This window comes from Microbacterium sp. MYb45, assembly GCF_002979655.1.
Classification (GTDB): domain Bacteria; phylum Actinomycetota; class Actinomycetes; order Actinomycetales; family Microbacteriaceae; genus Microbacterium.
In genome coordinates this window covers 135,215-159,291 of the sequence record NZ_PCPG01000004.1, presented here as the reverse complement: position 1 = coordinate 159,291, position 24,077 = coordinate 135,215, and the positions used below count along the sequence as shown (strand labels likewise).

Sequence of the window (24,077 nt, the reverse complement as noted above, 5' to 3'; positions counted from 1 at the left end):
TTAGGCTGGCCGCCGTACCCATCGCGCGCGGCTACCCTGGAAGGAACATGGCACATCTTCTCGGGGCTGAAGCCCTGCACCTCGAATATCCGACCAGGGTCGTCTTCGACTCCGTGACCCTCGGCATCGAAGAGGGTGACCGCATCGGCATCGTCGGCCGCAACGGCGACGGGAAGTCCAGCCTCCTCGGCATGCTCGCCGGCATCAAGGAGCCGAACTCCGGCCGCGTCACGGTGCGCGGCGGCACGCGGATCGGCGTGCTCGACCAGGCCGACAACCTGCCGGACGACCTCACGATCAGCGCCGCCGTCGTCGGCGACACCCCGGAGTACGAGTGGGCGGGCGACGCGCGCATCCGCGACGTGATCGACGGCCTCCTCACCGATCTGCCGTGGGATGCCGAGATCGGATCGCTCAGCGGTGGCCAGCGGCGCCGGGTGTCGCTCGCGAAGCTGCTCACCGGCGACTGGGACGTCATCGCCCTCGACGAGCCCACCAACCACCTCGACGTCGAGGCGATCACGTGGCTCGCCGCGCATCTCAAGAAGCGCTGGTCGCCGAACTCGGGCGCGCTCATGGTCGTGACCCACGACCGGTGGTTCCTCGACGAGATCTGCACCGAGACCTGGGAGGTGCACGACCGCATCGTCGAGCCCTTCGAGGGCGGCTACGCGGCGTACATCCTGCAGCGCGTGGAGCGCGACCGGATGGCGGCGGCGACCGAGGCGAAGCGACAGAACCTGGCCAAGAAAGAGCTCGCCTGGCTCCGGCGCGGTGCTCCCGCCCGCACGGCGAAGCCGAAGTTCCGCATCGACGCGGCCAACGAGCTCATCGCCGACGTGCCCGAGATCCGCGACAAGGTGTCGCTGCAGTCGCTGGCCGTCTCGCGCCTCGGCAAGGACGTGGTCGACCTGCTCGACGTCGGCGTGACCTACCCGACGGCGGAAGGCGGCGAGAAGGTCGTGCTCCGCGACATCGAGTGGCGCATCGCGCCGGGGGAGCGCACCGGCATCCTCGGGGTGAACGGCGCCGGCAAGTCCACGCTCCTCGGGCTCATCTCCGGCACCGTGGAACCCACGGTCGGCCGGGTCAAGCGCGGCACGACCGTGAAGGTGCAGACCCTCACCCAGCGGCTCGACGAGCTCACCCAGCACTGGAAGGACCCGGTGCGCGTGATCATCTCGGGGCTGCGCACCTCGTACTCGATGGGTGCCGGCTCCAAGGCGCAGGACCTCACGCCCGGACAGCTGCTCGAGCGCCTCGGGTTCGACTCCGCCCAGCTCTCCACCCCGGTCAAGGACCTCTCGGGTGGCCAGCAGCGCCGTCTGCAGCTGCTGTTGGTGCTGCTCGACCAGCCCAACGTGCTGATCCTCGACGAGCCGACCAACGACCTCGACACCGACATGCTCGCCGCTATCGAAGACCTGCTCGACTCCTGGTCGGGCACGCTCCTGGTCGTCAGCCACGACCGGTACTTCCTGGAGCGTGTCACCGACCAGCAGTACGCGATCCTCGACGGCCACCTGCGGCACCTTCCCGGAGGCGTCGACGAGTACCTGCGACTGCGCCACCTGCAGGCGTCGGCGGGCTCGAAACAGACCGCGACGTCGGCAGCTACGGCGACGGCGACGGCAACCGCCTCAGGTCTCGACGGTGCGGCTCTCCGCACAGCGCAGAAGGAGATCTCCTCCCTCGAGCGGCGCATCCAGAAGCTGACTCAGCAGGTCAATGCCGCCAAGACCGCGCTCGCCGATCACGACCAGGCCGACTACGCGGGACTCGGCGATCGCATGAAGAAGATCAGCGATCAACAGGCCGAGATCGAGGAGTTGGAGCTGCGCTGGTTCGAACTCACCGAGGAGATCGGCTGACCGAGGAATATCCTTCTCCTGACGCTGTTGGGAGGTAGGGATGGAAGGCCTCGAAGTAACGGTCCTGCTCGGACTCACGATTCTCGTCGGAACCCTGATCGCCCCGCGCGTGCGTCTCGCGCTGCCCCTCGTCCTGGTCATCTTCGGCCTGCTGCTCGGCTTCATCCCGCCGCTGCGTGAAGTGCAGCTGCCGCCCGAAACGGTGCTGCTGCTGTTCCTCCCGGTGATCCTGTTCTGGGAGAGTCTCACGACGTCGCTGCGCTCGATCCGCCGCGACTTCCGCTACATCCTCCCGATGAGCACGGTCCTCGTGGTCGCGTCGGCGTTCGCGGTCGCCGGCATCGGCGTGCTGTTCGGGATGCCGTGGGAGATCGCGCTCATCCTGGGAGCGGCGGTCGCACCGCCGGATGCCACGGCCGTCGCGGCGCTCGGTCGCCTGCTGCCGCGCCGCACATTCATGAAGCTGAAGGCCGAGAGCCTCACCAACGACGGCACGGCGCTCGTGCTGTACGCGATCGCGGTCTCGCTCGCGCTCGGCGGTCAGATCACCCCGCTCTCCGTGACACTCGACGTGCTGATCTCCTACGTCGGCGGGATCGCCGCCGGTGTCGTGATCGCCGGCCTCGGATACCTGCTGCTGCGGCGCACATCCTCGACGATCGTGATCAACGTGGCGCTGCTGCTGATCCCGTTCACGGCGTTCCTCGCTGCCGAGATGGTGCACGCCTCCGGCGTTCTCGCGGTCGTCGTCGCCGGGCTCATCGTCGCCTACGTGTCGCCGCGCGTGACGACGGCGTCCTCCCGCCGACAGGCCGATGCGGCCTGGCCGTTCGGAGTCTTCCTGCTCAACGGCGCGCTGTTCGTGCTGATCGGCCTCGAGGTGCAGTACGTCGTGCACGAGATCTCGGCGGCGGCGATCGGCCGGCTCGTGCTGATCACGCTCGCGGTGTGGGCGACCCTCCTGGTCGTGCGCTACGTGTTCCAGGTGCTGAACGTGCTCTTCCAGCGCCAGACCGGTGGGCGTCCGGCGCGGGGAGCCCGGTCGCGGGCGCGCGTCGTGTCGACCATGGCCGGCATGCGCGGTGCGGTCTCGCTCGCGATCGCGCTGTCGGTCCCCGCCACGATCACCGAGGGCGGGGTGGTGTCCGGACGCGACGAGATCGTGTTCGTCACGGCCGGAGTCATCATGCTGAGCCTGCTCGTGCAGGCCCCGCTGCTCCCCGCGCTCGTGCGCTGGGCGCGGTTTCCCGTCGATCATGTCGAGGACGAGGAGTACGAGCTCGCCGAGCGGGCGATCTCGGGTGCGGCGCTCGCAGCCCTCGACGACCTCGCCGCCGAGCACGGCATCGGGCAGGAGGTCCGCGACCGTGTGCGGACCGAGGGCTACGCGATGCTCGAGTTCGCGAACGCGCGCACACTGGCGCGTGAGCAGGCGATCGTCGACGCCGAGGCCGACGCACTGGACGAGATGCTCGACGAGCCCGATCCGCTGAGCGCCGGAACCGCTGATCCGCCCGAAGAAGTTCCGGCACCGAGCGGGGGAGTGGATCAGGCCACGGGGCCCGATGGCACCGACGGGACGGTCCTGCAGATGATCGCGACCTCGGCCGACGTCGACCTCGCGCAGCGCTCGCCGCTGATCCGGCACGAGGAGCACACGCGCCTCAAGCTCGCCCTCATCGACCGCAAGCGCGAGGTGCTCCTGGGTCTGCGCGGTGCGGGGACGGTCGACGACCTCGTCGTGCGCCGCATCTCGGCCCGCCTCGACCTCGAGCAGGTGCGTCTGCAGGGGATCGAGGAGTTCGACTGACCTGCGCCGAGCAGGCTGTGACGCCGTGTGACGACTCGATTCCGCACGTTCGATGGTGCCTGCCTAACGTAGTCGAGTCCCCCCACGAGAGGAACTCCTTCCCATGTCACGCCGCACCACTTCCGTCATCGCCGCGCTCGCCGCGGTCCCGCTCTTCGTCGCGCTCGCAGGCTGCGCGACGGCATCCTCCGAAGCCGGTTCCGGCAGCGCGGGCTCGACCGAGGACGAGGTCGTGAAGATCGGCGTCGTCGGCAAGGGCGATGAGCAGTGGCCCGCATTCGTCGATGCTGCGGCCGAGGAGGGCATCACGGTCGAGCTGGTCGACTTCGGCTCCTACGAGCAGCCCAACCCGGCGCTCACCGAGGGTGAGATCGACCTGAACCAGTTCCAGCACATCGTGTACCTCGCGGAGTACAACAACGCCTCGGGTGCGGACCTGACCCCGATCGGGTCGACCGCGATCTACCCGCTCGGTCTGTACTCGACCAAGTACGACGACGTGAAGGACATCCCGAAGGGCGAGACCGTCGCCGTCCCGGATGACGCCTCGAACCAGGCCCGCGCGCTGAACGTGCTGCAGCAGGCCGGCCTCATCGAGCTGAAGAGCGGTGGCACCCCGTACTCCGACCTCGCCGACGTGGACACCGAGAAGTCCGAGGTCAAGGTCAAGGCGCTGGAGGCCGCGATCGTCCCGACGTCGCTGCCCGACGTCGCCGCCGCGATCATCAACAACGACTTCGTGGAGCCGGCCGGCCTCTCGTTCGAGGACGCGATCGCCCAGGACGACCCCGAGGATGCCGGCGCGCTGCCGTACGTGAACATCTTCGCCGCGCGCGCCGATGATGCCGACAACGAGACGTACCTCAAGCTCGTCGAGATCTTCCAGACGAATGAAGACGTCCAGAAGGGTCTGCTGAAGTCGTCGGGCGACACCGCCGTGGCGCTGCAGACCCCGGTCGAGGACCTCGTCGCGTCGCTCGAGAAGGTCCAGAAGGACGCGGACTCGAAGAAGTAGGACGACGGGGAAACCCCCTTTCGTCCGATGAGGGAGAATCGGGTGCCGCGAGAAGCGTCACCCGATTCTTCGTTCCCGAAGCAGACCGGAGCAGCCCATGCCGATCGTCACCCTGACGAACGTCTCCAAGACCTACCCGCCCCGCACCCGTGAGGGGTCAGAGGTCGTCGCCGTGGACGACGTCAGCCTCGAGATCGAGAAGGGCGACGTCTTCGGCATCATCGGATACTCGGGTGCCGGCAAGTCCACGCTCGTGCGGCTGATCAACGCGCTCGAGCCGGCGACGAGCGGCACCATCACGGTGGACGGCGTCGACATCACCGCGCTCAAGGAGAGCGAGCTGCGCAGGGTCCGCGGCGGCATCGGGATGATCTTCCAGCAGTTCAACCTGTTCTCCTCGCGAAGCGTCAAGGCCAACATCGCCTACCCGCTCAAGCTCGCCGGCTGGTCCAAGGACGACATCGAGAAGCGGGTCGCCGAGCTGCTGTCGTTCGTCGGCCTGGCCGACAAGGCCAAGGCCTACCCCGAACAGCTCTCGGGCGGGCAGAAGCAGCGCGTCGGCATCGCCCGCGCGCTCGCGACAGGCCCCGCGATCCTGCTCGCCGATGAGGCCACCAGCGCCCTCGACCCGCAGACGACGCACGAGGTGCTCGACCTGCTCAAGCGGGTCAACCAGGAGCAGGGCGTCACGATCGTGATCATCACGCACGAGATGGACGTCATCCAGACCATCGCCACCAAGGTGGCGGTCATGGAGAACGGCCGCGTGATCGAGCACGGCGACGTGTTCGACGTCTTCTCCGCTCCGCAGAACCCGGCATCCCAGCGCTTCGTCGGCACGGTCGTGAAGGGTGTGCCGTCGCCGGCCGAGCTCGCGGTGCTCCGCGAGCGGCACCGGGGCCGCCTGGTGACGTTCTCGTTCCGCGACGGCGACTCGTCGCAGGCGCAGGTGTTCCTCGATCTCGCCGGCGCGGGCCTCGACTTCGAGCTCGTGTTCGGCGGCATCAACGACATCCGCGGGCGCGCCTTCGGGCACCTGACCCTCGCGATCCGGGGTGACGCCGCGGCGATCGACGGCGCGCTCGCCCGCATCGCCGAACGCGTCGAAGTGACCGAGATCGCCGGAGAGGAGGCCCGCTGATGGAGCGTCTGAACGAACTGTGGCCCGAATTCTGGGCGGCCGCACTCGAGACCCTGTACATGACGTCGTTCGCGCTGGTGCTCGGCGGCATCCTCGGGCTGGCGATCGGCATCATCCTGTACGTCACGCGCCCCGGTGGTCTCGCACAGAACCGGGTCATCTCGGTGCTCGCGAACCTCGTGGTGAACTTCTTCCGCCCGATCCCGTTCGTCATCTTCCTCGTGGTCGCGCAGCCGCTGGCGCGCGCGGTCGTGGGCGTGGGCATCGGCACCACCGCCGGCGCCTTCATCATCGGTCTCGCCGCCGCGTTCGCGATCGGGCGCATCGTGGAGCAGCACCTCGTCTCGGTCTCTCCCGGAGTCATCGAGGCGGCGCGGGCGATGGGTGCCGGCCCGTGGCGCATCCTCTTCACCGTGGCCATCCCGGAGTCGCTCGGGCCGCTCATCCTCGGCTACACGTTCATCCTCGTGGCGCTGATCGACATGACGGCCATGGCGGGCCTCGTCGGCGGTGGCGGGCTCGGTGCGTTCGCGCAGATCTACGGCTTCCGGCAGTTCGAGCCGCTCGTCATGTGGGCGGCGATCGTCCTGATCGTGGTGTTCGTGCACCTGGTGCAGATGCTCGGCACGCGCCTGGCCCGCAAGGTCATGCGTCGCTGACGGGTGCTTCCTGCAGGGTGCGACGCGTGGTGAACACCCGGTCCGCGCCGCTGATCGGATCGACGAAGCGCAGCTCTCGCGCCAGCAGCTGCAGCGGGCGGTCGTAGTCGTCCGGCAGGTCTTCCTGCAGCTCGGGGTAGAAGCGGTCGTTGAGGATGCCGATGCCGAGGGCGGCGAGGTGCACGCGCAGCTGGTGCATCTTGCCGCTGTGCGGGCGCAGCAGCGTGTGCAGCACGCGCTCGTCGGCGCGGATCAGCTCGACGAGCGTTTCGGAGTTCGGCTCCTTGGCATCGTCGACCTGCACGCGCACCTGGCCGCGGAGCTTGTCGATGTTGTTGCGGTACACGACCGGGAACGCGGGGAGCGTCCCGTTCTCGGGGAGCGCGGAGACCGCCTCGTAGGCCTTCTGCACCTGCCGTTTCTCGAAGAGCAGCTGGTAGGCGCCGCGGGTCGCGGGGCGCGTCGAGAACATCAGCAGCCCGGCGGTGGCGCGATCGAGCCGGTGGATCGGCGCGAGCTCGGCATTGTCGAGCAGGTTGCGCAGTCGCACCAACGCAGAGTTCTGCAGGAACTTGCCGCCCGGCGTGGTGGGCAGGAAGTGTGGCTTGTCGACGACCACGAGATGGTCGTCCTGGTGCAGGACCTCGATCTCGAACGGCATCCGGGTCTCGACGGCGGGTTCGCGGTAGTACCAGACGAACTCGACGCTGCCGAGTGCGGCGTCGCGGGGAACGGGAGAGCCGTCAGCGCGCACGATGTCGCCGCGGTCGAACCGCTCGAGCAGACGTTCGGGATCGAGGTGGAAGAAGCGCTCGACCATGTACGCGGCGACCGTGGGCCAGGCACCGGTGAGCGGCACGTGCAGTCGGGTCGCTCCGACGCCGTCGCGCACCGGGAGGGGAGAGGGCATGCCCATCAGGCGGAGCCGCTCACGTGTCGAAGCTCAGACTCAGCTTGCGCAGCAGCCCGGCGAGGCGATCCCGGTCCGAGCGGGAGAGCGCCTGCAGTAGGTCGGCCTCCACGTCGACGAGGCGGGTGATGGCGGCATCCACGCGGATGCGCCCGTCGTCGGTCAGCGTCACGAGCACACTGCGCCCGTCGCCGGGGTCGGCCTCGCGGCGCACGAAGCGGCGGCCGACGAGCCGGTCGATCCGGTTGGTCATCGTGCCGCTCGAGACCAGGGTCTGCTGCAGCAGCTGCTTGGGGGAGAGCTGGAACGGCGTTCCCGCGCGGCGCAGCGCCGAGAGCACATCCCACTCCCAGTGCTCCAGGTCGCTGCGACGGAACACGTCGCGGCGGGCGCGGTCCAGATGGCGCGAGAGGCGGTCCATCCGCGAAAGCACCTCGAGGGGTGAGAAGTCGAGGTCGGGACGTTGGGTGTTCCACGCGCCGACGATCCGGTCGACTTCATCCGCCTCGCTCATCCGCCCATTATCGCGTGTGCGGGTCCTGCGCGACGGACGCCTCCGGCAGGTCGAGGGTCATGAAGGTGCTGTACGGGTCGGGGAGGTAACGGCCGAACGGGCCCGATTCACGGAACCCGACCGCCGCATACATCCCGCGTGCGGGGATGAAGAAGTCGTCGCTGCCGGTCTCGAGCGAGAGTCGGCGGATGCCGCGCTCCTGCGCGTCGGCGAGGAGGAAGGCCAGCATCGACTTCCCGAGTCCGCGGCCGCGCAGGGCCGGATCCGTGCGCATCGACTTGAGCTCCTCGTGGCCGTCTTCGACCGTGGCCAGCGCGCCGGTGGCGACCGGGCGGCCGTCGATCGAGCCGGCGAACAGCCGGACACCGGGGGCGAGCAGGCGCTCGAAGACCAGCGCATGACGGCTCTCCGCGGGCGCGGTGTGCTCCAACTCGGCGTGGTGGGCGACCAGGAATTCTGCGAGGGCCGGGGTCGCCGTCTCGACCCTCTCGATCACGATGCTCATGGTGTCAGCATTCCAGAGCAGTGTTTCCGAACCATGACGGCGCGGGAGTGCCGTGATCCGCGCACATCGGAACACCGGCCGGAGCATGGCAGACTTGACCCCGCGGTGCCCTCCTGGGCGGCGCGGTCCGCCGTGGTGTAATGGCAGCACGACAGCCTTTGGAGCTGTTAGGTCTAGGTTCGAGTCCTGGCGGCGGAGCATGACTGGGAACAATCTCGCCATCATCGTCCTCGCTGCAGGCCAGGGCACGCGCATGAAATCGCGTCTGCCCAAGGTGCTGCACCCGATCGGCGGGCGCCCTCTGGTGGGGCACGTGCTCACCACCGCTGGGCGGCTGCACGCCGCGCACGTCGAGGTGGTCGTGCGGCACGAGCGCGATCAGGTCGTCGCCGCCCTCACGAAGGACTACCCCGACGCGGTGTTCGTCGATCAGGACGACGTGCCGGGAACCGGGCGGGCCGTGCAGGTTGCGGTCGACGCGCTTCCCGACGACTTCGACGGCGACGTGCTCGTGCTCTCCGGAGACTGCCCGCTCGCCGACGCCGACACGCTCTCCGCGTTCGTGGAGGAGCACCGCGCATCGGGTGCGCCAGCGACGCTGATGACGGCACTGCTCGACGACCCGACGGGTTACGGACGCGTCGTCCGCGATGCCGACGGTGGGGTCGACCGCATCGTCGAGCAGAAGGACGCGAGTGCGGAAGAAGCCGCGGTCCGCGAGATCAACGCCGGGATGTACGTGTTCCGGGCCTCGACGCTGCGCACCTACCTGCCGCAGCTCAGTCTCGACAACGCGCAGGGCGAGATGTACCTGACCGATGTGCCCGGCCTGCTCCGCCGCGACGGCGACCGGGTGGCGGCATCCGTCGTCTCCGACATCTCGGTGACGTTCGGGGTGAACGACCGCGCACAGCTGACCGAGGTCGGTCGCCTGCTCAACCAGCGCATCGTGCGTCGCTGGCAGCTCGAGGGCGTCACCGTCATCGACCCGTCGACCACCTGGATCGACGACGACGCGAAGCTCTCGCCCGACGTCACCCTCCTGCCGAACACCCACATCCTGGGTGCCACGGTCATCGCCTCCGGCGCCGTGATCGGACCGGACACGACCCTCGTCGACTGCGAGGTCGGCGAGGATGCGACGGTCCGTCGCACCGACGCCACCCTCGCCGTGATCGGCGCGGAGGCCACCGTCGGCCCGTTCTCGTTCCTCCGGGCCGGCACGGTCCTGGGCGCCAAGGGCAAGATCGGCGCCTACGTCGAGACGAAGAATGCCGAGATCGGCGAGGGCAGCAAGGTCCCACACCTCTCCTACGTCGGCGACGCCACGATCGGCCGCGGCGTCAACCTCGGTGCGAGCACCATCACGGCGAACTACGACGACGTGAACAAGCACCGCACCGAGATCGGCGACGAGGTGCACACCGGCTCGCACACGGTGCTCGTCGCGCCCGTTAGGCTGGGAGCTGGCGCGAAGACCGGCGCCGGCGCGGTCGTCCGCAAGGATGTCCCGGCCGGCGCACTGGCCATGACCGTCGCACCCCAGCGCAACATCGAAGGCTGGGTCGCGAAGAACAGAGCAGGGACGGGCGCGGCGGATGCTGCGTCCCGCGAGAATTCGGCGGAATAGGCGGAGCATGGCGCGCAAGAAGAAGACGGTCGATCTGGATCGCGACAACGGCGTGGCTCCCGGGATCATCGCGAAGACGAAGAAGCGACTCGTCGTCGCGGGCGGGCGTTCGCACCCGGCGCTCACGGCGGCCGTCGCCGAAGCGCTCGGCACGGAGATCGCCCCCGTCGAGCACCGCACGTTCGCCTCCGGTGAGATCTACGCCCGCTTCGAGGTCTCGATCCGCGGCGTCGATCTCTTCCTGATCCAGACGTTCGGCGAGCCGGTCAACGAGTGGCTCATGGAGACGCTCATCATGATCGACGCCGCCAAGCGCGCGTCGGCCAAGCGCATCACCGTCGTGGCGCCGTACTACCCGTATTCGCGTCAGGACAAGAAGGGCCGCGGCCGCGAGCCGATCAGCGCCCGCCTCGTCGCCGACCTGCTGAAGACCGCCGGTGCCGATCGCGTCATGAGCGTCGACCTGCATGCGGCGCAGATCCAGGGCTTCTTCGACGGACCCGTCGACCACCTGTTCGCCAAGCCCGTGCTGCTGGACTACTTCCAGCGCACGCTCTCGCCGGCGGACCGCGAGATCCTCACCGTCGTCTCGCCCGACATGGGTCGTGTGCGCGTCGCCGACACGTGGTCGGACAGCCTCGGCGCACCGCTCGCCATCATCCACAAGCGTCGTGACCCGAAGGTGGCCAACCAGGTCTCGGTGCACGAGATCGTCGGAACCGTCGAGGGGCGCACCTGCCTCCTCGTCGACGACATGATCGACACCGGTGGCACGATCGTCAAGGCGGCCCAGGCGCTCAAGGCGGCCGGGGCGCACCGTGTGATCGTCGCGGCCACCCATGCGATCTTCAGCGACCCGGCATCCGATCGCCTGCAGGACTCGTCGATCGACGAGGTCGTCATCACCGACACGATCCCGCTCACCGAGTCGCGTCGCTGGGACAACCTCACGATCCTCCCGATCGCGCCGCTGCTCGCCCGCGCCATCCACGAGGTCTTCGAAGACGGCTCCGTGACGAGCATGTTCGGTGGCGACGCGTAACGCATCGTCACGGCACAGCCCGCGCATAGACGCGGTGCTTACGGTCGAAGGGTCGACGAACCCGTCGAACGACACCGCGCCGGGAGGACCAGCATGATCCGCACGACCGTACCGACCTCTGTCCGCAAGGGTTCCGCCATCCTCGGGATCGCGGGCCTGTTCGTCCTCGCCGGGTGCTCCGGCACTGCCGACGCGGGTGACACGCCGAACGACACCGGCAGCACGCCCGACGCCGGCTCCTCGGAGTCCTCGGGCGGCGACGCGACCGCCACCTACGCAGACGGCACCTACACGGCCGACGGCTCGTACCAGACACCCGAGACGGTCGAGCAGATCTCCGTCACGCTGACCCTCGCCGACGGCGTCGTGACCGACGTCGAGGTCACGGGCGACCCGCAGGCGCCCGAGACCGAGCAGTACCAGGGCCAGTTCATCGACGGCATCGCGGACGAGGTCGAGGGCAAGTCGATCGACGAGCTGAACGTCAGCCGGGTCGCCGGCTCGTCGCTCACCAGCGGCGGCTTCAACGACGCGGTCGAGTCGATCAAGGAGCAGGCGGCCTCCTAGGCGCCTGAGGCCGCATGGCGAGCTGGCGCTTCGAGGCGATCGGAACGCGCTGGGAGATCGAGACCACGGATCCGCTCGCGGACCCGGCGCGTGCGGCGGTCGACGCCGAGATCGAGCGCTTCGACCGCGAGTGGTCCCGATTCCGTGACGACTCCGCGGTGACGCGGCTCGGACGGGAGGGCGGCTCGTTCGGCTCACCGGACGCCGCTCCGATGCTCGACGCCTACCGCGAGCTCTCGGCGGCGACGGGCGGCGCCGTCAACCCGCTCGTGGCGGCGAGTCTCGAAGCTCTGGGCTACGACGCGGGCTATTCGCTCGTCGGCGGAGACCCGGTGCGCGCTCCGGACGCCTGGCAGGCGCAGGTGTCCTGGACGACGGCCGGGGTCGCGGCATCCGCACCCGCGCTCCTCGACGTCGGCGCCCTGGGCAAGGGGCGACTGGTCGACCTGGTGATGGACGTGCTCGGAGACGTGCCGGGCGATGTGGTGGTCGATGCCGGCGGCGACATCCGGGTGCGGGGCGGCGGTGTGCGCATCGGGCTGGAGCATCCGTACGACGCGACGAAGGCGATCGGTGTCGTCGAGGTGCGCGACCGGGCGCTGTGCGCCTCCGCCGTCAACCGTCGCGCATGGGGGAACGGACTGCACCACGTGCTCGACGCCCGCACCGGGCTGCCGGTGCGCACCTGGGCGGCGACCTGGGCGCTGGCCCCCGACGCGATGACGGCGGATGCCGTCTCGACCGCGCTGTTCTTCGACGGCGGACCGGAGCTCGCCGGCGCCTGGGGTGTGGAATGGGTGAGGATGAGCACCGACGGCCGGGTGCAGCACTCGCCGGGATGCCCCGCGGAACTGTTCATCGCGGGGGCGGACACGCGCCCCGCGGCGCCGAACTAGGGAAGAGTGGAGAACGTGATCACCTCATTCGCCGCCGCACGCCAGCGGGTCCTCGCGGTCCTGGGCTCGCTGTCGATGTATCGCCTCGTGCTGTTCGCGCTGATCGCCCTGGCGGTGATCGCGTTCGTGCTCTCGCTGCTCGGCGTGATCGTCTCGCCCACGCCGCTCGAGATGCTGGCGTCGTTCCTGGTGCTCGCGATCGTGATCTCGGCCGTCGACGCCGCGGCCCAGCGCATCCTCCGACTCCCGTGGCGTATCGAATCCTCCCTCGTCACGGCCCTCATCCTGCTGTTCGTGCTCCGCCCCGGCGTCGAGCTCGGCGCCCTTCTCGGGCTCGCCCTCGCCGGAGCCGTGGCGAGTGTGTCGAAGTACCTGATCGCATGGCGCGGTCGACACATCTTCAACCCGGCGGCGTTCGGTGCGGCCGTCGTCTCGATCCTCGGCGCCTTCGGGGCGTTCGAGTGGCTGGGCACCTCGTCGTCCTGGTGGGTCGGGACTCCGGTGCTGACGATCCCCGTGCTCCTCCTCGGCCTCGCGGTGCTGTGGCGCACCGAGAAGGTGCGGGTGGTGCTGGTGTTCGTGCTGGTCGCCGTCGCCACCTCGGTCGTGCGTCAGGCCGTGCAGGCCGTGCAGTTCGACATCGGCTTCGACGTGCTCACCGCGCTGCAGTTCGCGGTGCTGCAGTCGCCGTTCCTGTTCCTCGGGGCGTTCATGCTCTCCGAGCCGCTCACGCTTCCGCCGCGTCGCCGCCAGCAGCTTGTGGTGGCCGTCGTGGTGGGTCTTCTCGCGGGGTGGCCGATCTCGGTCGCCGGCCTGTTCACGCTCGGCCAGGAGCGGGCTCTCCTGATCGGAAACCTGGTGGCCTTCGCCTTCGCTCTACGCGGGTCCGTGCGGCTCGTGCTCGAACGACGCGAGTTCATCACCCCGACCGCGCAGGAGCTGACCTTCCGAGCCAAGGGTCGGGTCCGGTTCCTCCCGGGGCAGTACCTCGAGCTCGACGTCCCGCATCACCGCCCCGACGCGCGCGGCACCCGGCGGGAGTTCAGCATCGTGTCGGCGCCGGCAGACCTGCCGACGTTGCGCATCGCCTACAAGAACGGCGACCAGAAGCATCCGTCGAGCTACAAGCGGGCTCTCGCCGCTGCGGAGCCGGGCGCGACGTTCGCGGTCACGGGCACCTGGGGTGACTTCATCCTGCCGCGCAGCGATCACCCGGTGCTGATGGTCGCCGCGGGCATCGGCGTCACGCCGTTCGTGTCCCAGCTGCGTCAGCTCCAGGCCGTGGGCCAGCAGCGCGACGTGGTGCTCGTGTACGTGGCGTCCGAGGCTTCCGAGCTCGCCTTCCGTGATGAGCTCGCCGCGACGGGCGTGCGCACGGTCGTGTTCACCCGAGACGAGCCGCTCGACCTGCCCGCGCACTGGACCTGGGCGCAGGGCGCACGACTGGACGCCGAGACGCTGGAGCGCACCGTCCCCGACCTCGGCACCCGCCACGCGTTCATCTCCGGACCCCCGCGCCTGATCGCCGATCTCGCCCCCGCACTGCAGAAGGCCCGCGCCCTCACGACCGACGCCTTCGCCGGCTACTGATCCGGCTCACGGCCGGCCGGCCGGTACACCCGTCGGGAGAACGGACGGATGTCGGACGACTCGCCGCGAGGCGTCCCGACATCTGTGCATCCTGCCGACGAGTGCACGGCGCATCCACTTCTGCACATCCCGCATCCGCTTCGGATCGGCCCACAACGGGCGGAATCGATCTCTATCAGCCGTCTCGGGGCATCAGGATCGGTGGATGCTCAGCGCTCTATCCGTGACAGACCTGCATGGCGGCGTCGTGCGGGGCACACTGCTCCAGAAGTACGGAATCGACCGTCGGATGCGTGCGGATGCGGTTCATGCCGGCGCCCTGATCCGTGTGAGGACAGGAGTGTTCGCCGGGCCGAACGCAGACACGACCGTCGTTGAGGCTGCCGCGCACGGCGGGGCACTCACCTGCGCGCACGCGTTGCGCCTGTATGGCGTCTGGGCACTCGACCCCGGCGGCCCCGTTCACGTCTGGCTGGGGGCGAAGGGCCGCACCCATCACGAGACGTGCGAGTGCGTCGCGCACTTTGACGCGGGGCACGCCGGGGTGGGGCTTGCCCCATTGGAGGAAGTACTCATCCACGTCTACCGTTGCGGCGGAGACGAGGCGTTCTTCGCTGCTGTCGAGTCCGCACTGGTGCAACAGAAGATCACCGGTGCGGCACTGCGCCGCATCCGCCGCCGCCTACCGGCCCGCGCGCACTGGTTGATCGACCTGGCGCGATCGGATGCCGACAGCGGCCTCGAGTCACTGCTCCGGCTGCGCTTGCACCTGCACGGCATCAGCCTGGACTGCCAGGTGACCATCCCGTCCGTCGGGAGAGTGGATTTCGTGCTCGACGGAAGTCTGATCCTCGAGGCCGATGGGAAGGGCAACCATGACGGCCCCGCGCATCGCCACCGTGATCTCGTGAGGGATGCCGCGGCGTCGGCTCTCGGATACGAGACGCTGAGGTTCGATTACGCCCAGATCGTCCACGCCTGGCCCTCAGTCGAGACGGCCGTACTCGCCGCCATCGTACGTCTGCGTGCCCGTCACTGAGGTCTTCGAGGTCAGGCGTGTGCGTCTGTCGGGAGAATGTACGCATGTCGGACGAATCGCCGTGAGATGCCCCGACGGCCGTGCATCCTCCCGACATGTGTACGCCGACCAGGAGTGCGGCGGGCAGGATCTCCGCAGAGAGGCCGGCCGTCAGGCCTCGGACGCGTCGTCTTCGGCGGCCGCGGCCGCAGGGTTGACCGGGATGCGCACGGTGAAGGTCGTGTCGCCGGGCTCGCTGGCCACGGAGATCGTTCCGTGGTGGCCCTCGACGATGGCCTTGACGATCGCGAGGCCCAGTCCGGTTCCCCCGGTCTGGCGAGCCCGGGAGCTGTCGCCGCGGGCGAAGCGTGCGAAGAGCTCGTCGCGGATGGCGGGGTCGATGCCGGGGCCGTCGTCGTGCACGCGCAGCACGGCGTCCGCGCCCTCTCGTGCGACGCTCAGGGTGATCCTGGTGCCGGCCGGCGTGTGCGTCCGGGCGTTCGCGAGGAGGTTCGCGACGACCTGGTGCATCCGTCCGGCATCGCCGACGACGGTGACGGGCTCGTCCGGCACTTCGATGCTCCAGTGGTGGTCGGTCGCCGTCGGCCGCGCATCCGAGAGTCCTTCGAGCGCCAGCTGGGTGAGGTCGACGGTGCCGTAGACCAGCTCCTGCCCCTCGTCGAGCCGTGCGAGCAGCAGCAGGTCCTCGACGAGACGGGTCATCCGCAGAGACTGCGCCTGGATGCGCTCGAGCGAGGAGGTCGTGCCCTCGATGACCTCCGGACCCTGTTCCGCGGCCGGACGCTGATGCAGCGCGCGCAGCGACAGCTCCGAGTACCCCCGGATGGACGCGAGCGGGGTGCGCAGCTCGTGACTCGCGTCGGCGACGAAGCGGCGCATTCGCTCCTCGTTCTTCTGCCGCGAGGCCAGCGAGGTGTTGACGTGATCGAGGAGCTTGTTCAGTGAGGCGCCGACGAGGCCGGTCTCGGTGCGCGGATCGGCTTCGGATGCCGGCACCCGCTCGGTGATCGTGACCTCGCCCCGATCGAGCTGCTGATTCGCGACCCGGGTCGCGGTGACCGCGACGGCGCGGAGCGGGCGCAGGCTCACTCGGATGGTGATCGCCGTGGTCAGAGCCAGCAGGATGAGCCCGCCGATCGTGGCGAGGGCGATCACGGTGAGCAGCTGCGTGAGCTGGCTCTGGATCTCATCGCGGGGGAGCCCGGTCACCGCGAGGACGCCGTTGTTCGAGGGCAGGGCCATGACCCGATACGAGCCGAGGTCGGTGAGGGAGACCGTGGCGACGGACGTACCCTTCAACGCCGCCGCGATCTCGCTCAGCTGCTCGCCGGTCAACGGCTGCAGGGTTCCGGTGAGCTCGTCGGCGGCGGTGCTCTTCACGAGGGACCCGCTGAAGCCGGTCACCGGGCTCGAGACGACGAACAGCAGCCCGGCCGGCGGAGAGTAGCGACCGGCCAGGAGGACGTTCTGCGCGGTCGCCGCCGACGGGGCGAAGGCCTCGGTGACGCCCACCAGCGCGTGCGCGCTGTTGTTCAGCTTCTGGTCGAGCTGGTCCTCCATGGTCTTGCCCAGCGTGGCGCTGGTGATGACGGCGACGATGATGAGGATCAGCGACACGAACCCGATCACGGCGGTCATCAGCCGTGTCTGCAGGCTCATCGGCCGCCTCATCATCGTCGCAGAGCTCACTGCGGAGCCTTGATCATGTAGCCGACGCCGCGGACGGTGTGCAGCAGCGGCGTGCGACCGGCATCGATCTTCTTGCGCAGGTACGAGATGTACAGCTCGACGACGGAGGACTTGCCGCCGAAGTCGTAGCTCCAGACCCGGTCGAGGATCTGGGCCTTCGACAGCACCCGTCGCTCGTTGCGCATGAGGTAGCGGAGCAGCTCGAACTCGGTCGCGGTCAGCTCGATCTCGGTGCCGTCGCGCACGACCTCGTGGCTGTCCTCGTTGAGCGTGAGGTCGGCGACGCGCAGGATCGACTGTCCGTCGTCGGTGGTCGCGTGGCCGGTGCGGCGGATGATCGCGCGCAGTCGTGCGATGACCTCCTCCAGGCTGAACGGCTTGGTGACGTAGTCGTCACCGCCGGCGGTGAGGCCGGCGACGCGGTCGCCCACGGCATCCTTGGCGGTGAGGAACAGCACCGGGACGAGGTTCCCCGACTCGCGCAGCCGCTTCAACACGGACATGCCGTCGAGGTCGGGCATCATGATGTCGAGCACGAGCGCGTCGGGTTCGAACTCCCGCGCGACCTGGAGCGCCTCCATGCCGGACGAGGCCGTGCGCACCTCCCAGCCCTCCATGCGCAGGGCCATCGCGAGCAGGTCGGTCAGCATCTGCTCGTCGTCGACGGCGAGGATGCGCAGGGGGGTGCCGTCGGGGCGGCGCAGTTCGGGCAGGTCGCTGGTCATACCCCTATTCTGCGGAATCTCCTATGTGATTTCTATGGAGATCGCTATGTGTTGTCTGGGAGGCGTGGCGCGTGGTCATGCCAGCCGCTCGTCGGGGAGGGCGAGGAAGTCGATGCCGGCCTGCAGAGCGAGCCGGTCCGACAGTTCGCCGATCTCGCCGGGAAGGTGCCCCGCGGCGCGGACGCTCAGGCGACGCGGCCCGGTCAGCGCGTGGTACACGGCGAACTGGCCCCGGGGGTCGACGGCCGGATCCTGCACCGCCGCGGTCACGTGCACGGGAATCCGCAGCCTCCGTGCCGCGATCGCCGCGTCGAAGTAGTCGAGCACCGGCCGGTCCTCCGGGTGCCGCTGCAGATGCTGACGCACGGCCTCCCCGCTCCCGGTGCATTTCCGTGTGAGCCGCACATCGTGGTCACCGAAGCTCGGCACGTCCAGCACGGCGCGCCGGAAGCGGGCGTCCCAGGGCAGGGCCATCGCGCCGATGCCGCCGCCGAAGCTGCCGCCGCTGAAGTCGAGGGCCCCGGCCGCCGCGGGCACCATCTCGAGCAGGACGGTGGCGGCGCGCCAGATGTCCGCTGCGCTGAAGCGGTGCGAGTAGGTGTCGCGGTGGGCGATCCCGGCCAGGACGTGCTCGTCGGGGAGGGCGGGGAAGCGGCTCGCGGTGCCGGCGTGCGTCCCGGGTGCGACCGGGAACATCGCGGCCGTGTCGGCGGGTACCCGGTCGAGGTCGGGCGCCGTGCGGCCGCCGTAGCCGTGTCCGACGACGAGCCCGCGGGGTGCGCTCCCGATCGTGTGCGGCAGCACCACGTAGGCCGCAGCGGCCTCACCGGCCGAGGAGTGGAAGCGGATTTCCGAGACGCGGTGCGTCGCGGTCGGCGCGAGTTCGCGGGTGGTTTCCCACGGCACGGGACCTGTGCCGAACTCCTCGAAGGTCGCGCGCCAGAAGTCGTCGAAGTCATCCGGCTCGGCGGGTGGCGCGAGCGGGGTCAGCAGCGCGCTGAGTGAGTACTCGGTCAACTCGACGGGAGGATCCTGGGGCACCGCACGTGTCCTTTCGGGTGGTTCTGCCTGCTCGACGTTACCGGCGTGGCACGACGAGGCGGCGTCATGGCCCGCGAGGCCGACGCATTGACATGATCGCATACGGATTGCAGTATGTGCATCATGGATTCAATGCCTGGCGATGGAGCCGAAGACAATCCTCTGCTGTGGAGCCGACGCTCCGTCCTGCGAGCGCTCGTGATCGCGGGAGTGCTTCCCCCGGTGCTCGGGTCGTCGTACGGAGCCGCTCCCGCAGCGGCGACGGAGCTCACGACGACGGGCGGCGTGTACGCCGACGCCCTCCGGCGCCTCGACAAACCGAATCTCGCGTTCACGCAGGTCGCGCAGCTGGTCGGACAGAACCACCGGATGACGTTCTCCCAGGCCACGTGGGACGGCGGGGCCACGATCGTGCGCGACCTCGAGGTCGCGCACAACGGCGGGTGGCTGCAGGTCACCGACCCGGCGCACCGCTTCGACGAGCAGTGGCTCGTGCTGGAGGGGACACTGCCGTCGGGGAGTGCTCCCGAGCTGTACGGACCCCTGGCGCCGAGCTGGCTCGGCTTCACCTCCTACCAGGTGCTCGGCTCGCAGGCCATCGAACTGACCACGAGCACGGACGACGTCGACCTGGTCGTCCGCTGGCGGCTCGAGGGCGCCCATCCCGAGGCGCACTACGTGCTGACGGCCAAGACCGCCGGTGACTACATCGTCGGATACCAGAGCCAGGACGCGAAGTCCCTCGACGACCTCGACGAGGTGCTGTGCGGGTCGTATCAGCACGCGCTCTCGGTGCTCGACGGATCCGCGCCCCTGGGCGCCTGGGAGCTCTTCGCGCCGATGGCGCTGACCCAGTACGCCGTGGGCGATGTGGCTGTCACCTCGGGCGTGTACCTGCCCGCCGAGGTGGCCGAGTTCGTGCACGAGCGGCAGCTGATGGCCGACCGACAGCCTTACGGGATGAGTCTGCGCAACGACAGCCTCGACATCGTGCCCAGCATGTACGCGCCGCAGCCCGGGCTGCGCACGGCCATGGCCGTCGGCGAGCAGCGCGGATTCGCGTTCGGCCTCGCGGCACGCCCGGACACGCTGTACGGCACGTACGCACAGCTGTGCCGCAACGAGTACGGGCTGACCGCCTACCGCAGCAACGTCTACGACCGCTCGCTCACCGACGCCGTGCACGCGATGGCGGCACTGATCGCGGTGGAACCCGACGGAGACGACTCGACCGACTACATCCCCTCGTACTCCGGCTGGTGGAATCGCGCCAAGGGGTTCGTCGACGTGGAGAACGAGGATGCCGTGCGCGCGGCGGCCAGTGGTGTCGTGCTCTCGGCGCACTATCTCACCGGCACAGCAGACGGCACTCTGTACGACCGCCGCGCGCGGCCGCTCGTCGAGTACCAGCTCTCCCGGAAGGGCATCGGGCACACGCCGATGATCGGGAGCCCGGTCTACAACGACACGAGCCAGTACCGCATCGGCCGGATCCCCACGGATGCCGTGAATCTGGCGTCGCTCTACCAGCTCACGCACGGCCGCAACGCCGGCATCCAGCGGCTCGCGGTGAAGGCGACCAAGGCCGGCGTCGTCGGGCAGAGCAGGGCGCCGTTCTCGAATGCTCTTGCGACGTACCGGGTCACCGGGGATCCGGCGTACCTCGCCGAGGCGACGTTGATCGCCCGCCGCTACTCCCAGGAGCAGATCCTGGAGCCGTACCGCAGCAACGGTCAGCCGCCCGGCGGGTTCGCGTACAGCTTCTCGAAGTACTGGGTCGACCTGCTCGAGATGTTTGAGGCGACGGGTGAGGCCGAGTTCCTCGACGGTGCGTACCGGGAGGTGCAGCGCTTCATCACGCAGACGGCGGTCCGCCCGGTTCCGGGTGGCACGGTCACGGTGCCGGCCGGCCACGTGATCAAGCAGCAGTACGACTGGGAGTCGCGTTCGTCGCTGCCGTCGTATCCGACCACGAACGTGCCGACCGAGACCGTCCCGGCCTGGTACGTGTCTCCCTCGGGTCTCACGTTCGAGGCGCTGTCGTCGTTCAAGCTCGGCGTCAGCACACTGACCAACCCGGGCGGGGGCTATGTGTTCAACCCGTGCTGGGCGGGTGCCCTGCTGCGACTGGCGCATCACACCGGCGACGAGCTGCTGGCCGACATCGCCCACAACATGGTGATCGGCCGGTTCACGACCTATCCCGGCTACTACGGCCGACAGTTCCAGGTCGCGCACATGAAGCCCGACTTCGCGACGAGCGGTCCGGTGGGCATCACCGGGTACTACTTCCATCACGCCCCCGCGCAGCTCGGCCTCGCGATGGACTACCTACTCAGTGAGAGCTTCTACCGCAGCGGCGGGGCGATCGAGTTCCCGCACGTGTTCGAGGCCGACTTCGCCTACTTCAAGTTCTTCGCCTACGGCCACGCCCCGGGGACCTTCTTCGGCGAGGACGGCGTCTGGCCCTATCTCCCTGCGGGGCTGATCTCGGTCTCCAATCCGCTCGTCAACTGGATCGGCGGCGTCGGCAACGATGCTCTCTACGTCAGCCTCACCAACTCCGCCGGTGCGGCGCAGCAGGTGATCGTCGACCTCGCCACCGAGCTCACGGGCATTCCCCGAGGTTTCTCGGGTGCCGTCGAGCTGGTGACCGCGAACGGCAGCCGGTCCACCGGCGCGGCCGTCAACGGTCGGGTCACCGTCACTGTGCCGGCGCGCGGGCTCGTCGCCCTCGTCATCCGGAACGTGGACGTGCAGCGCCCCGGGCTGCCGTTCGACGACGTGGCCGATCATGGCCGCGACAGCTTCCACGAGGTCGACACCGACCCCGCCACCGACTACGGGATCGCCCGCGGGATGCTCCTGGTGCGGCCCGACGGACAGGGCTACGACGCCTACGTGCAGATCGACACTGAGCAGCAGGCGACGCTGTCGTATCGCATCGGCGGGAAGCCGGCGAAGCAGGCTCCCGCGAAGGCGTATCCCTACGAGTGGACGATCCCGGTAGACGACCTCACCGACAAATTCCGGTACACGATCACCACGGGCGGGACGACGACCGAAGAGGTGACCCTGCGGCTGCCCGCCCGGATCACCGGAGCCAACTCCGGAATCGTGGGCGACGTGATCGCGCAGGCGACGGGTACGGCCGGGGACCGCGTGCCGTTGATCTTCGAGGTGCGCAACGCGACCGGCGACCCGATCACCGGCGACATCACGGTGGCCCTGCCGGCGGGGTGGCAGCTCGACGGCACCGTACCGGCGATCACGGTCCCCGCGGAGGGCTCCGCGCGGGTGGAATCGGCGGCGACCATCGCGACGAACGCGGAGCTCGGCGAGGTCGATGTCACCGCGAACGTGACGGTCGCGGGGGAGGATCCGGTGCAGCTGCGCGCGGCCGCGATCGAGGTGATCGACCGTCGACGGCTGGTGTCACTCACCTCCGACGTCGAGATCGTCAGCGGACCGGGCGCCGTCGCCAAGCTCACCGCGCTCGTCATCAACACGGGCGTCACCCCGCTGCAGGGCACGCTCGCGCTGTACGGCGTCAGCGGGTGGAGTGTGGGGCAGCAGAGCACGAGCATCACAGTGCCCCCGCGATCCGATCTCACCCACACCTGGACGGTGACCGCGGGTTCGGGCGTCGCGCCTGGATCATCGACGCGGTTCGAGGCGCGTCTCGATCAGACCCTGCGCCGGGGTGTGCTCGTGCGCGTCGCCGACGAGGGCGTCATCGCGCACACCCAGTCCCCGTGGCCCGGCTATCTGGAGTCCGGCAACTGGTACCCCAGTGGACTCTCGGGATGGAACGGCACCAGGACGCGGTACAGCGACTCCGACTCGGTGGGCAGCACGGTGACGTGGAACGTGGAGCTGCCGGACGCCGGGCTCTACCGCGTCTCGGTCTGGTACCCCACGAACTCGACGACCACGACCTCGGCGGCCTACGTCGTGGAGCATCAGGACGGCAGCTCCGAGGTCATCGTGGACCAGACGCAGGGCGCGGCGGCCTGGCGTTCGCTGGGCTCGTTCCGCTACGCCGCCGGGGCCACCGGCACGGTCCGACTCGAAGTCCGCAACACCAGCATCCACCGGGTCAGCGCCGCACAGTTCGTGCGCATCGGGAACTGACGCGAAAGAACGGGTGGGTGGGCCGGAGAGATCCGGCTCACCCACCCGTTCTTCGTCGGATGTCGATGCGGATCAGTGCCGCACGTACTCCTGGATCGCGTCCTCGTCGACGGTCACGCCGAGCCCGGGGCCGGTCGGCACGACGAACCCGCCGTCTGCGCGCACCTCGAGCGGGGTCGTCAGCAGGCGGTTGGCGACGGGAAGGGTGAACGGCTGGTACTCGAAGGCGAGGAGCGACGCGGCGCTCGCCGCGACATGCACGCCGGCGGCCATCGCGATGCCGAATGCGGCGGAGTGGTGCGGCGCGACCGGCACGTGGAAGGCATCGGAGACCGCGGCGATCGCGAGGCCTTCGGTGATACCGGTGCGGCCGATGTCGGGCTGCGTGAGGCCGACCGCGCGGCGGGTGAGCCAGTCCGTGAACTCGAAGCGGCTGCGCATGGCCTCACCGATCGCGATCGGGGTGGCGAGAGCGGTCGCGAGATCGCGGTGCCCCTCCACGTCCTCCGGGGCGAGCGGCGCCTCGAAGAACCATGCGCGCCGGTCGTCCAGCTCGCGGCCGAGCGCACGCGCCTCGCCGAGCCGGTACGTCCAGTGCGCATCGAGCGCGACGTCGAGATCGGGGTGCACACCGCGGACGGCGTCGTAGGTCGCCAGGTCGGTGCGGATGTCGACACCCAGGTGCAGCTTGATGCGGCGGACGCCGCCCTCCACGAGCTCCGCCGTCTTCTCGGCGCGCTCGACGTCGTCGACACCGCGGATGCCCGAGACGTAGGTCGGCAGCACCTCGTGGAAGCGCCCGCCGGCGAGCTCGGAGACCGAGAGGCCGGTGGCGTGGCCCCAGAGGTCCCACAGCGCGATGTCGACGGCGGCCATGGCGTCGGCCTGGTGCCCGGTGAGGTGTCCGCGCTCGCGCATCGACTCGGTCATGCGGTGCCACAGCGTGCGCACCGAGCGCGGATCCTCGCCGAGGATGAGCGGGGTGAGCAGGTTGTCGACGATGGCCGCGGCGACGACGGGGGCCACGGGGGCGAGCGCCTCGCCCCAGCCGACCAGACCCTCATCGGTCTCGATCTTGACGAGCAGCGTCTCGTATCCGGGGGAGTACAGGCTCCGCCACGGCGGACGGATGACGTACCCGCGGTGATCCACGGCGGTGTCGCCGGCGTACGAGTTGTTCGCATCCTCCTTCGACAGGTAGAGGGGGAAGGTCTGGACGCGCGTGATTCTCACTGGGGTCTCCAATAGACGGGGTGGTCGAACGGCCGGCGGCAGGTGCCGTCGTCAGAGGGGGAAGCC

General features: G+C 69.4%; 19 protein-coding genes and 1 tRNA gene. 13 read left to right on the top strand and 7 right to left on the bottom strand.

The window, feature by feature from the left end:
• Nucleotides 1-47: 47 nt before the first annotated feature.
• The 5 genes from CQ034_RS10020 to CQ034_RS10000 all read left to right on the top strand — a co-directional run bounded on the left by CQ034_RS10020 (nucleotide 48) and on the right by CQ034_RS10000 (nucleotide 6,496).
• Entirely contained in the window at nucleotides 48-1,871 is a 1,824-nt protein-coding gene (locus tag CQ034_RS10020) for an ABC-F family ATP-binding cassette domain-containing protein (protein WP_105710917.1), read from the top strand.
• A 40-nt stretch (nucleotides 1,872-1,911) separates the two neighbouring features.
• On the top strand, nucleotides 1,912-3,681 hold the full coding sequence (locus CQ034_RS10015) for a Na+/H+ antiporter (RefSeq protein ID WP_105710916.1): 1,770 nt from the start codon (nucleotides 1,912-1,914) through the stop codon (nucleotides 3,679-3,681).
• Between the two features lie 103 nt (nucleotides 3,682-3,784).
• Complete coding sequence (locus CQ034_RS10010; protein ID WP_105710915.1) at nucleotides 3,785-4,696, top strand: MetQ/NlpA family ABC transporter substrate-binding protein; 912 nt, start codon at nucleotides 3,785-3,787, stop codon at nucleotides 4,694-4,696.
• A gap of 97 nt (nucleotides 4,697-4,793) precedes the next feature.
• A complete protein-coding gene (locus CQ034_RS10005) occupies nucleotides 4,794-5,837 on the top strand; it encodes a methionine ABC transporter ATP-binding protein (protein WP_105710914.1) in 1,044 nt (347 codons plus the stop codon).
• Nucleotides 5,837-6,496, top strand: coding sequence for a methionine ABC transporter permease (locus CQ034_RS10000; protein ID WP_105710913.1), 660 nt, complete (start codon nucleotides 5,837-5,839; stop codon nucleotides 6,494-6,496). The genes CQ034_RS10005 and CQ034_RS10000 overlap by 1 nt, the downstream gene beginning before the upstream one ends.
• On the opposite strand, the gene CQ034_RS09995 is transcribed toward CQ034_RS10000, so the two are convergent.
• From CQ034_RS09995 to CQ034_RS09985, 3 genes are read right to left on the bottom strand one after another with little or no spacing between them, the layout of a single operon-like run.
• Complete coding sequence (locus tag CQ034_RS09995; protein ID WP_219860784.1) at nucleotides 6,483-7,406, bottom strand: pseudouridine synthase; 924 nt, start codon at nucleotides 7,404-7,406, stop codon at nucleotides 6,483-6,485. The two genes, CQ034_RS10000 and CQ034_RS09995, sit on opposite strands and share 14 nt — an antisense overlap.
• 19 nt (nucleotides 7,407-7,425) lie before the next feature.
• Nucleotides 7,426-7,920: a MarR family winged helix-turn-helix transcriptional regulator gene (locus CQ034_RS09990; protein ID WP_105710911.1), complete on the bottom strand. Its 495-nt coding sequence runs from the start codon at nucleotides 7,918-7,920 to the stop codon at nucleotides 7,426-7,428.
• A gap of 7 nt (nucleotides 7,921-7,927) precedes the next feature.
• Nucleotides 7,928-8,425, bottom strand: a complete 498-nt coding sequence (locus tag CQ034_RS09985) for a GNAT family N-acetyltransferase (RefSeq protein ID WP_105710910.1) — start codon at nucleotides 8,423-8,425, stop codon at nucleotides 7,928-7,930.
• A gap of 126 nt (nucleotides 8,426-8,551) precedes the next feature.
• Between CQ034_RS09985 and CQ034_RS09980 the strand changes: the two genes are divergently transcribed.
• From CQ034_RS09980 to CQ034_RS09950, 7 genes are all read left to right on the top strand, one after another.
• Nucleotides 8,552-8,623, top strand: a tRNA-Gln gene (locus CQ034_RS09980).
• Nucleotide 8,624: 1 nt separating this feature from the next.
• Nucleotides 8,625-10,055, top strand: coding sequence for a bifunctional UDP-N-acetylglucosamine diphosphorylase/glucosamine-1-phosphate N-acetyltransferase GlmU (gene glmU, locus CQ034_RS09975; RefSeq protein ID WP_105710909.1), 1,431 nt, complete (start codon nucleotides 8,625-8,627; stop codon nucleotides 10,053-10,055).
• 7 nt (nucleotides 10,056-10,062) lie between these two features.
• Nucleotides 10,063-11,097, top strand: a complete 1,035-nt coding sequence (locus CQ034_RS09970; RefSeq protein ID WP_029262597.1) for a ribose-phosphate diphosphokinase — start codon at nucleotides 10,063-10,065, stop codon at nucleotides 11,095-11,097.
• Between the two features lie 93 nt (nucleotides 11,098-11,190).
• A complete protein-coding gene (locus tag CQ034_RS09965; protein WP_029262596.1) occupies nucleotides 11,191-11,664 on the top strand; it encodes an FMN-binding protein in 474 nt (157 codons plus the stop codon).
• Between the two features lie 14 nt (nucleotides 11,665-11,678).
• On the top strand, nucleotides 11,679-12,560 hold the full coding sequence (locus CQ034_RS09960; RefSeq protein WP_105710908.1) for an FAD:protein FMN transferase: 882 nt from the start codon (nucleotides 11,679-11,681) through the stop codon (nucleotides 12,558-12,560).
• Nucleotides 12,561-12,575: 15 nt separating this feature from the next.
• Nucleotides 12,576-14,150 (top strand): FAD-dependent oxidoreductase, encoded by a 1,575-nt coding sequence (locus CQ034_RS09955; RefSeq protein ID WP_105711011.1) that lies wholly within the window; start codon nucleotides 12,576-12,578, stop codon nucleotides 14,148-14,150.
• A gap of 205 nt (nucleotides 14,151-14,355) precedes the next feature.
• Complete coding sequence (locus CQ034_RS09950) at nucleotides 14,356-15,189, top strand: endonuclease domain-containing protein (protein ID WP_051662338.1); 834 nt, start codon at nucleotides 14,356-14,358, stop codon at nucleotides 15,187-15,189.
• A 150-nt stretch (nucleotides 15,190-15,339) separates the two neighbouring features.
• Here CQ034_RS09950 and CQ034_RS09945 read toward each other — a convergent pair whose 3' ends face one another.
• The 3 genes from CQ034_RS09945 to CQ034_RS09935 all read right to left on the bottom strand — a co-directional run bounded on the left by CQ034_RS09945 (nucleotide 15,340) and on the right by CQ034_RS09935 (nucleotide 18,644).
• The gene (locus CQ034_RS09945) at nucleotides 15,340-16,848 is read right to left on the bottom strand and encodes a cell wall metabolism sensor histidine kinase WalK (protein WP_105710907.1); all 1,509 of its coding nucleotides are present in this window, start codon (nucleotides 16,846-16,848) and stop codon (nucleotides 15,340-15,342) included.
• 26 nt (nucleotides 16,849-16,874) lie between these two features.
• Nucleotides 16,875-17,603: a response regulator transcription factor gene (locus tag CQ034_RS09940; RefSeq protein WP_029262591.1), complete on the bottom strand. Its 729-nt coding sequence runs from the start codon at nucleotides 17,601-17,603 to the stop codon at nucleotides 16,875-16,877.
• A gap of 75 nt (nucleotides 17,604-17,678) precedes the next feature.
• Nucleotides 17,679-18,644 carry an acetylxylan esterase gene (locus CQ034_RS09935; RefSeq protein ID WP_181156276.1) on the bottom strand — a complete coding sequence of 322 codons (966 nt, stop codon included), beginning with the start codon at nucleotides 18,642-18,644 and terminating at the stop codon, nucleotides 17,679-17,681.
• Between the two features lie 123 nt (nucleotides 18,645-18,767).
• On the opposite strand from CQ034_RS09935, the gene CQ034_RS09930 reads away from it, so the two are divergent.
• The gene (locus CQ034_RS09930) at nucleotides 18,768-22,778 is read left to right on the top strand and encodes a hypothetical protein (protein WP_146114828.1); all 4,011 of its coding nucleotides are present in this window, start codon (nucleotides 18,768-18,770) and stop codon (nucleotides 22,776-22,778) included.
• A gap of 72 nt (nucleotides 22,779-22,850) precedes the next feature.
• Here the strand turns inward: CQ034_RS09930 and CQ034_RS09925 are convergent, their stop codons facing one another.
• Nucleotides 22,851-24,011: a mandelate racemase/muconate lactonizing enzyme family protein gene (locus CQ034_RS09925; protein ID WP_029262589.1), complete on the bottom strand. Its 1,161-nt coding sequence runs from the start codon at nucleotides 24,009-24,011 to the stop codon at nucleotides 22,851-22,853.
• Nucleotides 24,012-24,077: the final 66 nt, after the last annotated feature.

Excerpts from the sequence above, each read along its gene's own strand:
- CQ034_RS10020 (WP_105710917.1), top strand. The coding sequence starts at position 48 with ATGGCACATCTTCTCGGGGCTGAAGCCCTGCACCTCGAATATCCGACC.
- CQ034_RS10015 (WP_105710916.1), top strand. The coding sequence starts at position 1,912 with ATGGAAGGCCTCGAAGTAACGGTCCTGCTCGGACTCACGATTCTCGTC.
- CQ034_RS10010 (WP_105710915.1), top strand. The coding sequence starts at position 3,785 with ATGTCACGCCGCACCACTTCCGTCATCGCCGCGCTCGCCGCGGTCCCG.
- CQ034_RS10005 (WP_105710914.1), top strand. The coding sequence starts at position 4,794 with ATGCCGATCGTCACCCTGACGAACGTCTCCAAGACCTACCCGCCCCGC.
- CQ034_RS10000 (WP_105710913.1), top strand. The coding sequence starts at position 5,837 with ATGGAGCGTCTGAACGAACTGTGGCCCGAATTCTGGGCGGCCGCACTC.
- CQ034_RS09995 (WP_219860784.1), bottom strand. The coding sequence starts at position 7,406 with ATGCCCTCTCCCCTCCCGGTGCGCGACGGCGTCGGAGCGACCCGACTG.
- CQ034_RS09990 (WP_105710911.1), bottom strand. The coding sequence starts at position 7,920 with ATGAGCGAGGCGGATGAAGTCGACCGGATCGTCGGCGCGTGGAACACC.
- CQ034_RS09985 (WP_105710910.1), bottom strand. The coding sequence starts at position 8,425 with ATGAGCATCGTGATCGAGAGGGTCGAGACGGCGACCCCGGCCCTCGCA.
- glmU (WP_105710909.1), top strand. The coding sequence starts at position 8,625 with ATGACTGGGAACAATCTCGCCATCATCGTCCTCGCTGCAGGCCAGGGC.
- CQ034_RS09970 (WP_029262597.1), top strand. The coding sequence starts at position 10,063 with ATGGCGCGCAAGAAGAAGACGGTCGATCTGGATCGCGACAACGGCGTG.
- CQ034_RS09965 (WP_029262596.1), top strand. The coding sequence starts at position 11,191 with ATGATCCGCACGACCGTACCGACCTCTGTCCGCAAGGGTTCCGCCATC.
- CQ034_RS09960 (WP_105710908.1), top strand. The coding sequence starts at position 11,679 with ATGGCGAGCTGGCGCTTCGAGGCGATCGGAACGCGCTGGGAGATCGAG.
- CQ034_RS09950 (WP_051662338.1), top strand. The coding sequence starts at position 14,356 with ATGCTCAGCGCTCTATCCGTGACAGACCTGCATGGCGGCGTCGTGCGG.
- CQ034_RS09945 (WP_105710907.1), bottom strand. The coding sequence starts at position 16,848 with ATGAGCCTGCAGACACGGCTGATGACCGCCGTGATCGGGTTCGTGTCG.
- CQ034_RS09940 (WP_029262591.1), bottom strand. The coding sequence starts at position 17,603 with ATGACCAGCGACCTGCCCGAACTGCGCCGCCCCGACGGCACCCCCCTG.
- CQ034_RS09930 (WP_146114828.1), top strand. The coding sequence starts at position 18,768 with ATGGATTCAATGCCTGGCGATGGAGCCGAAGACAATCCTCTGCTGTGG.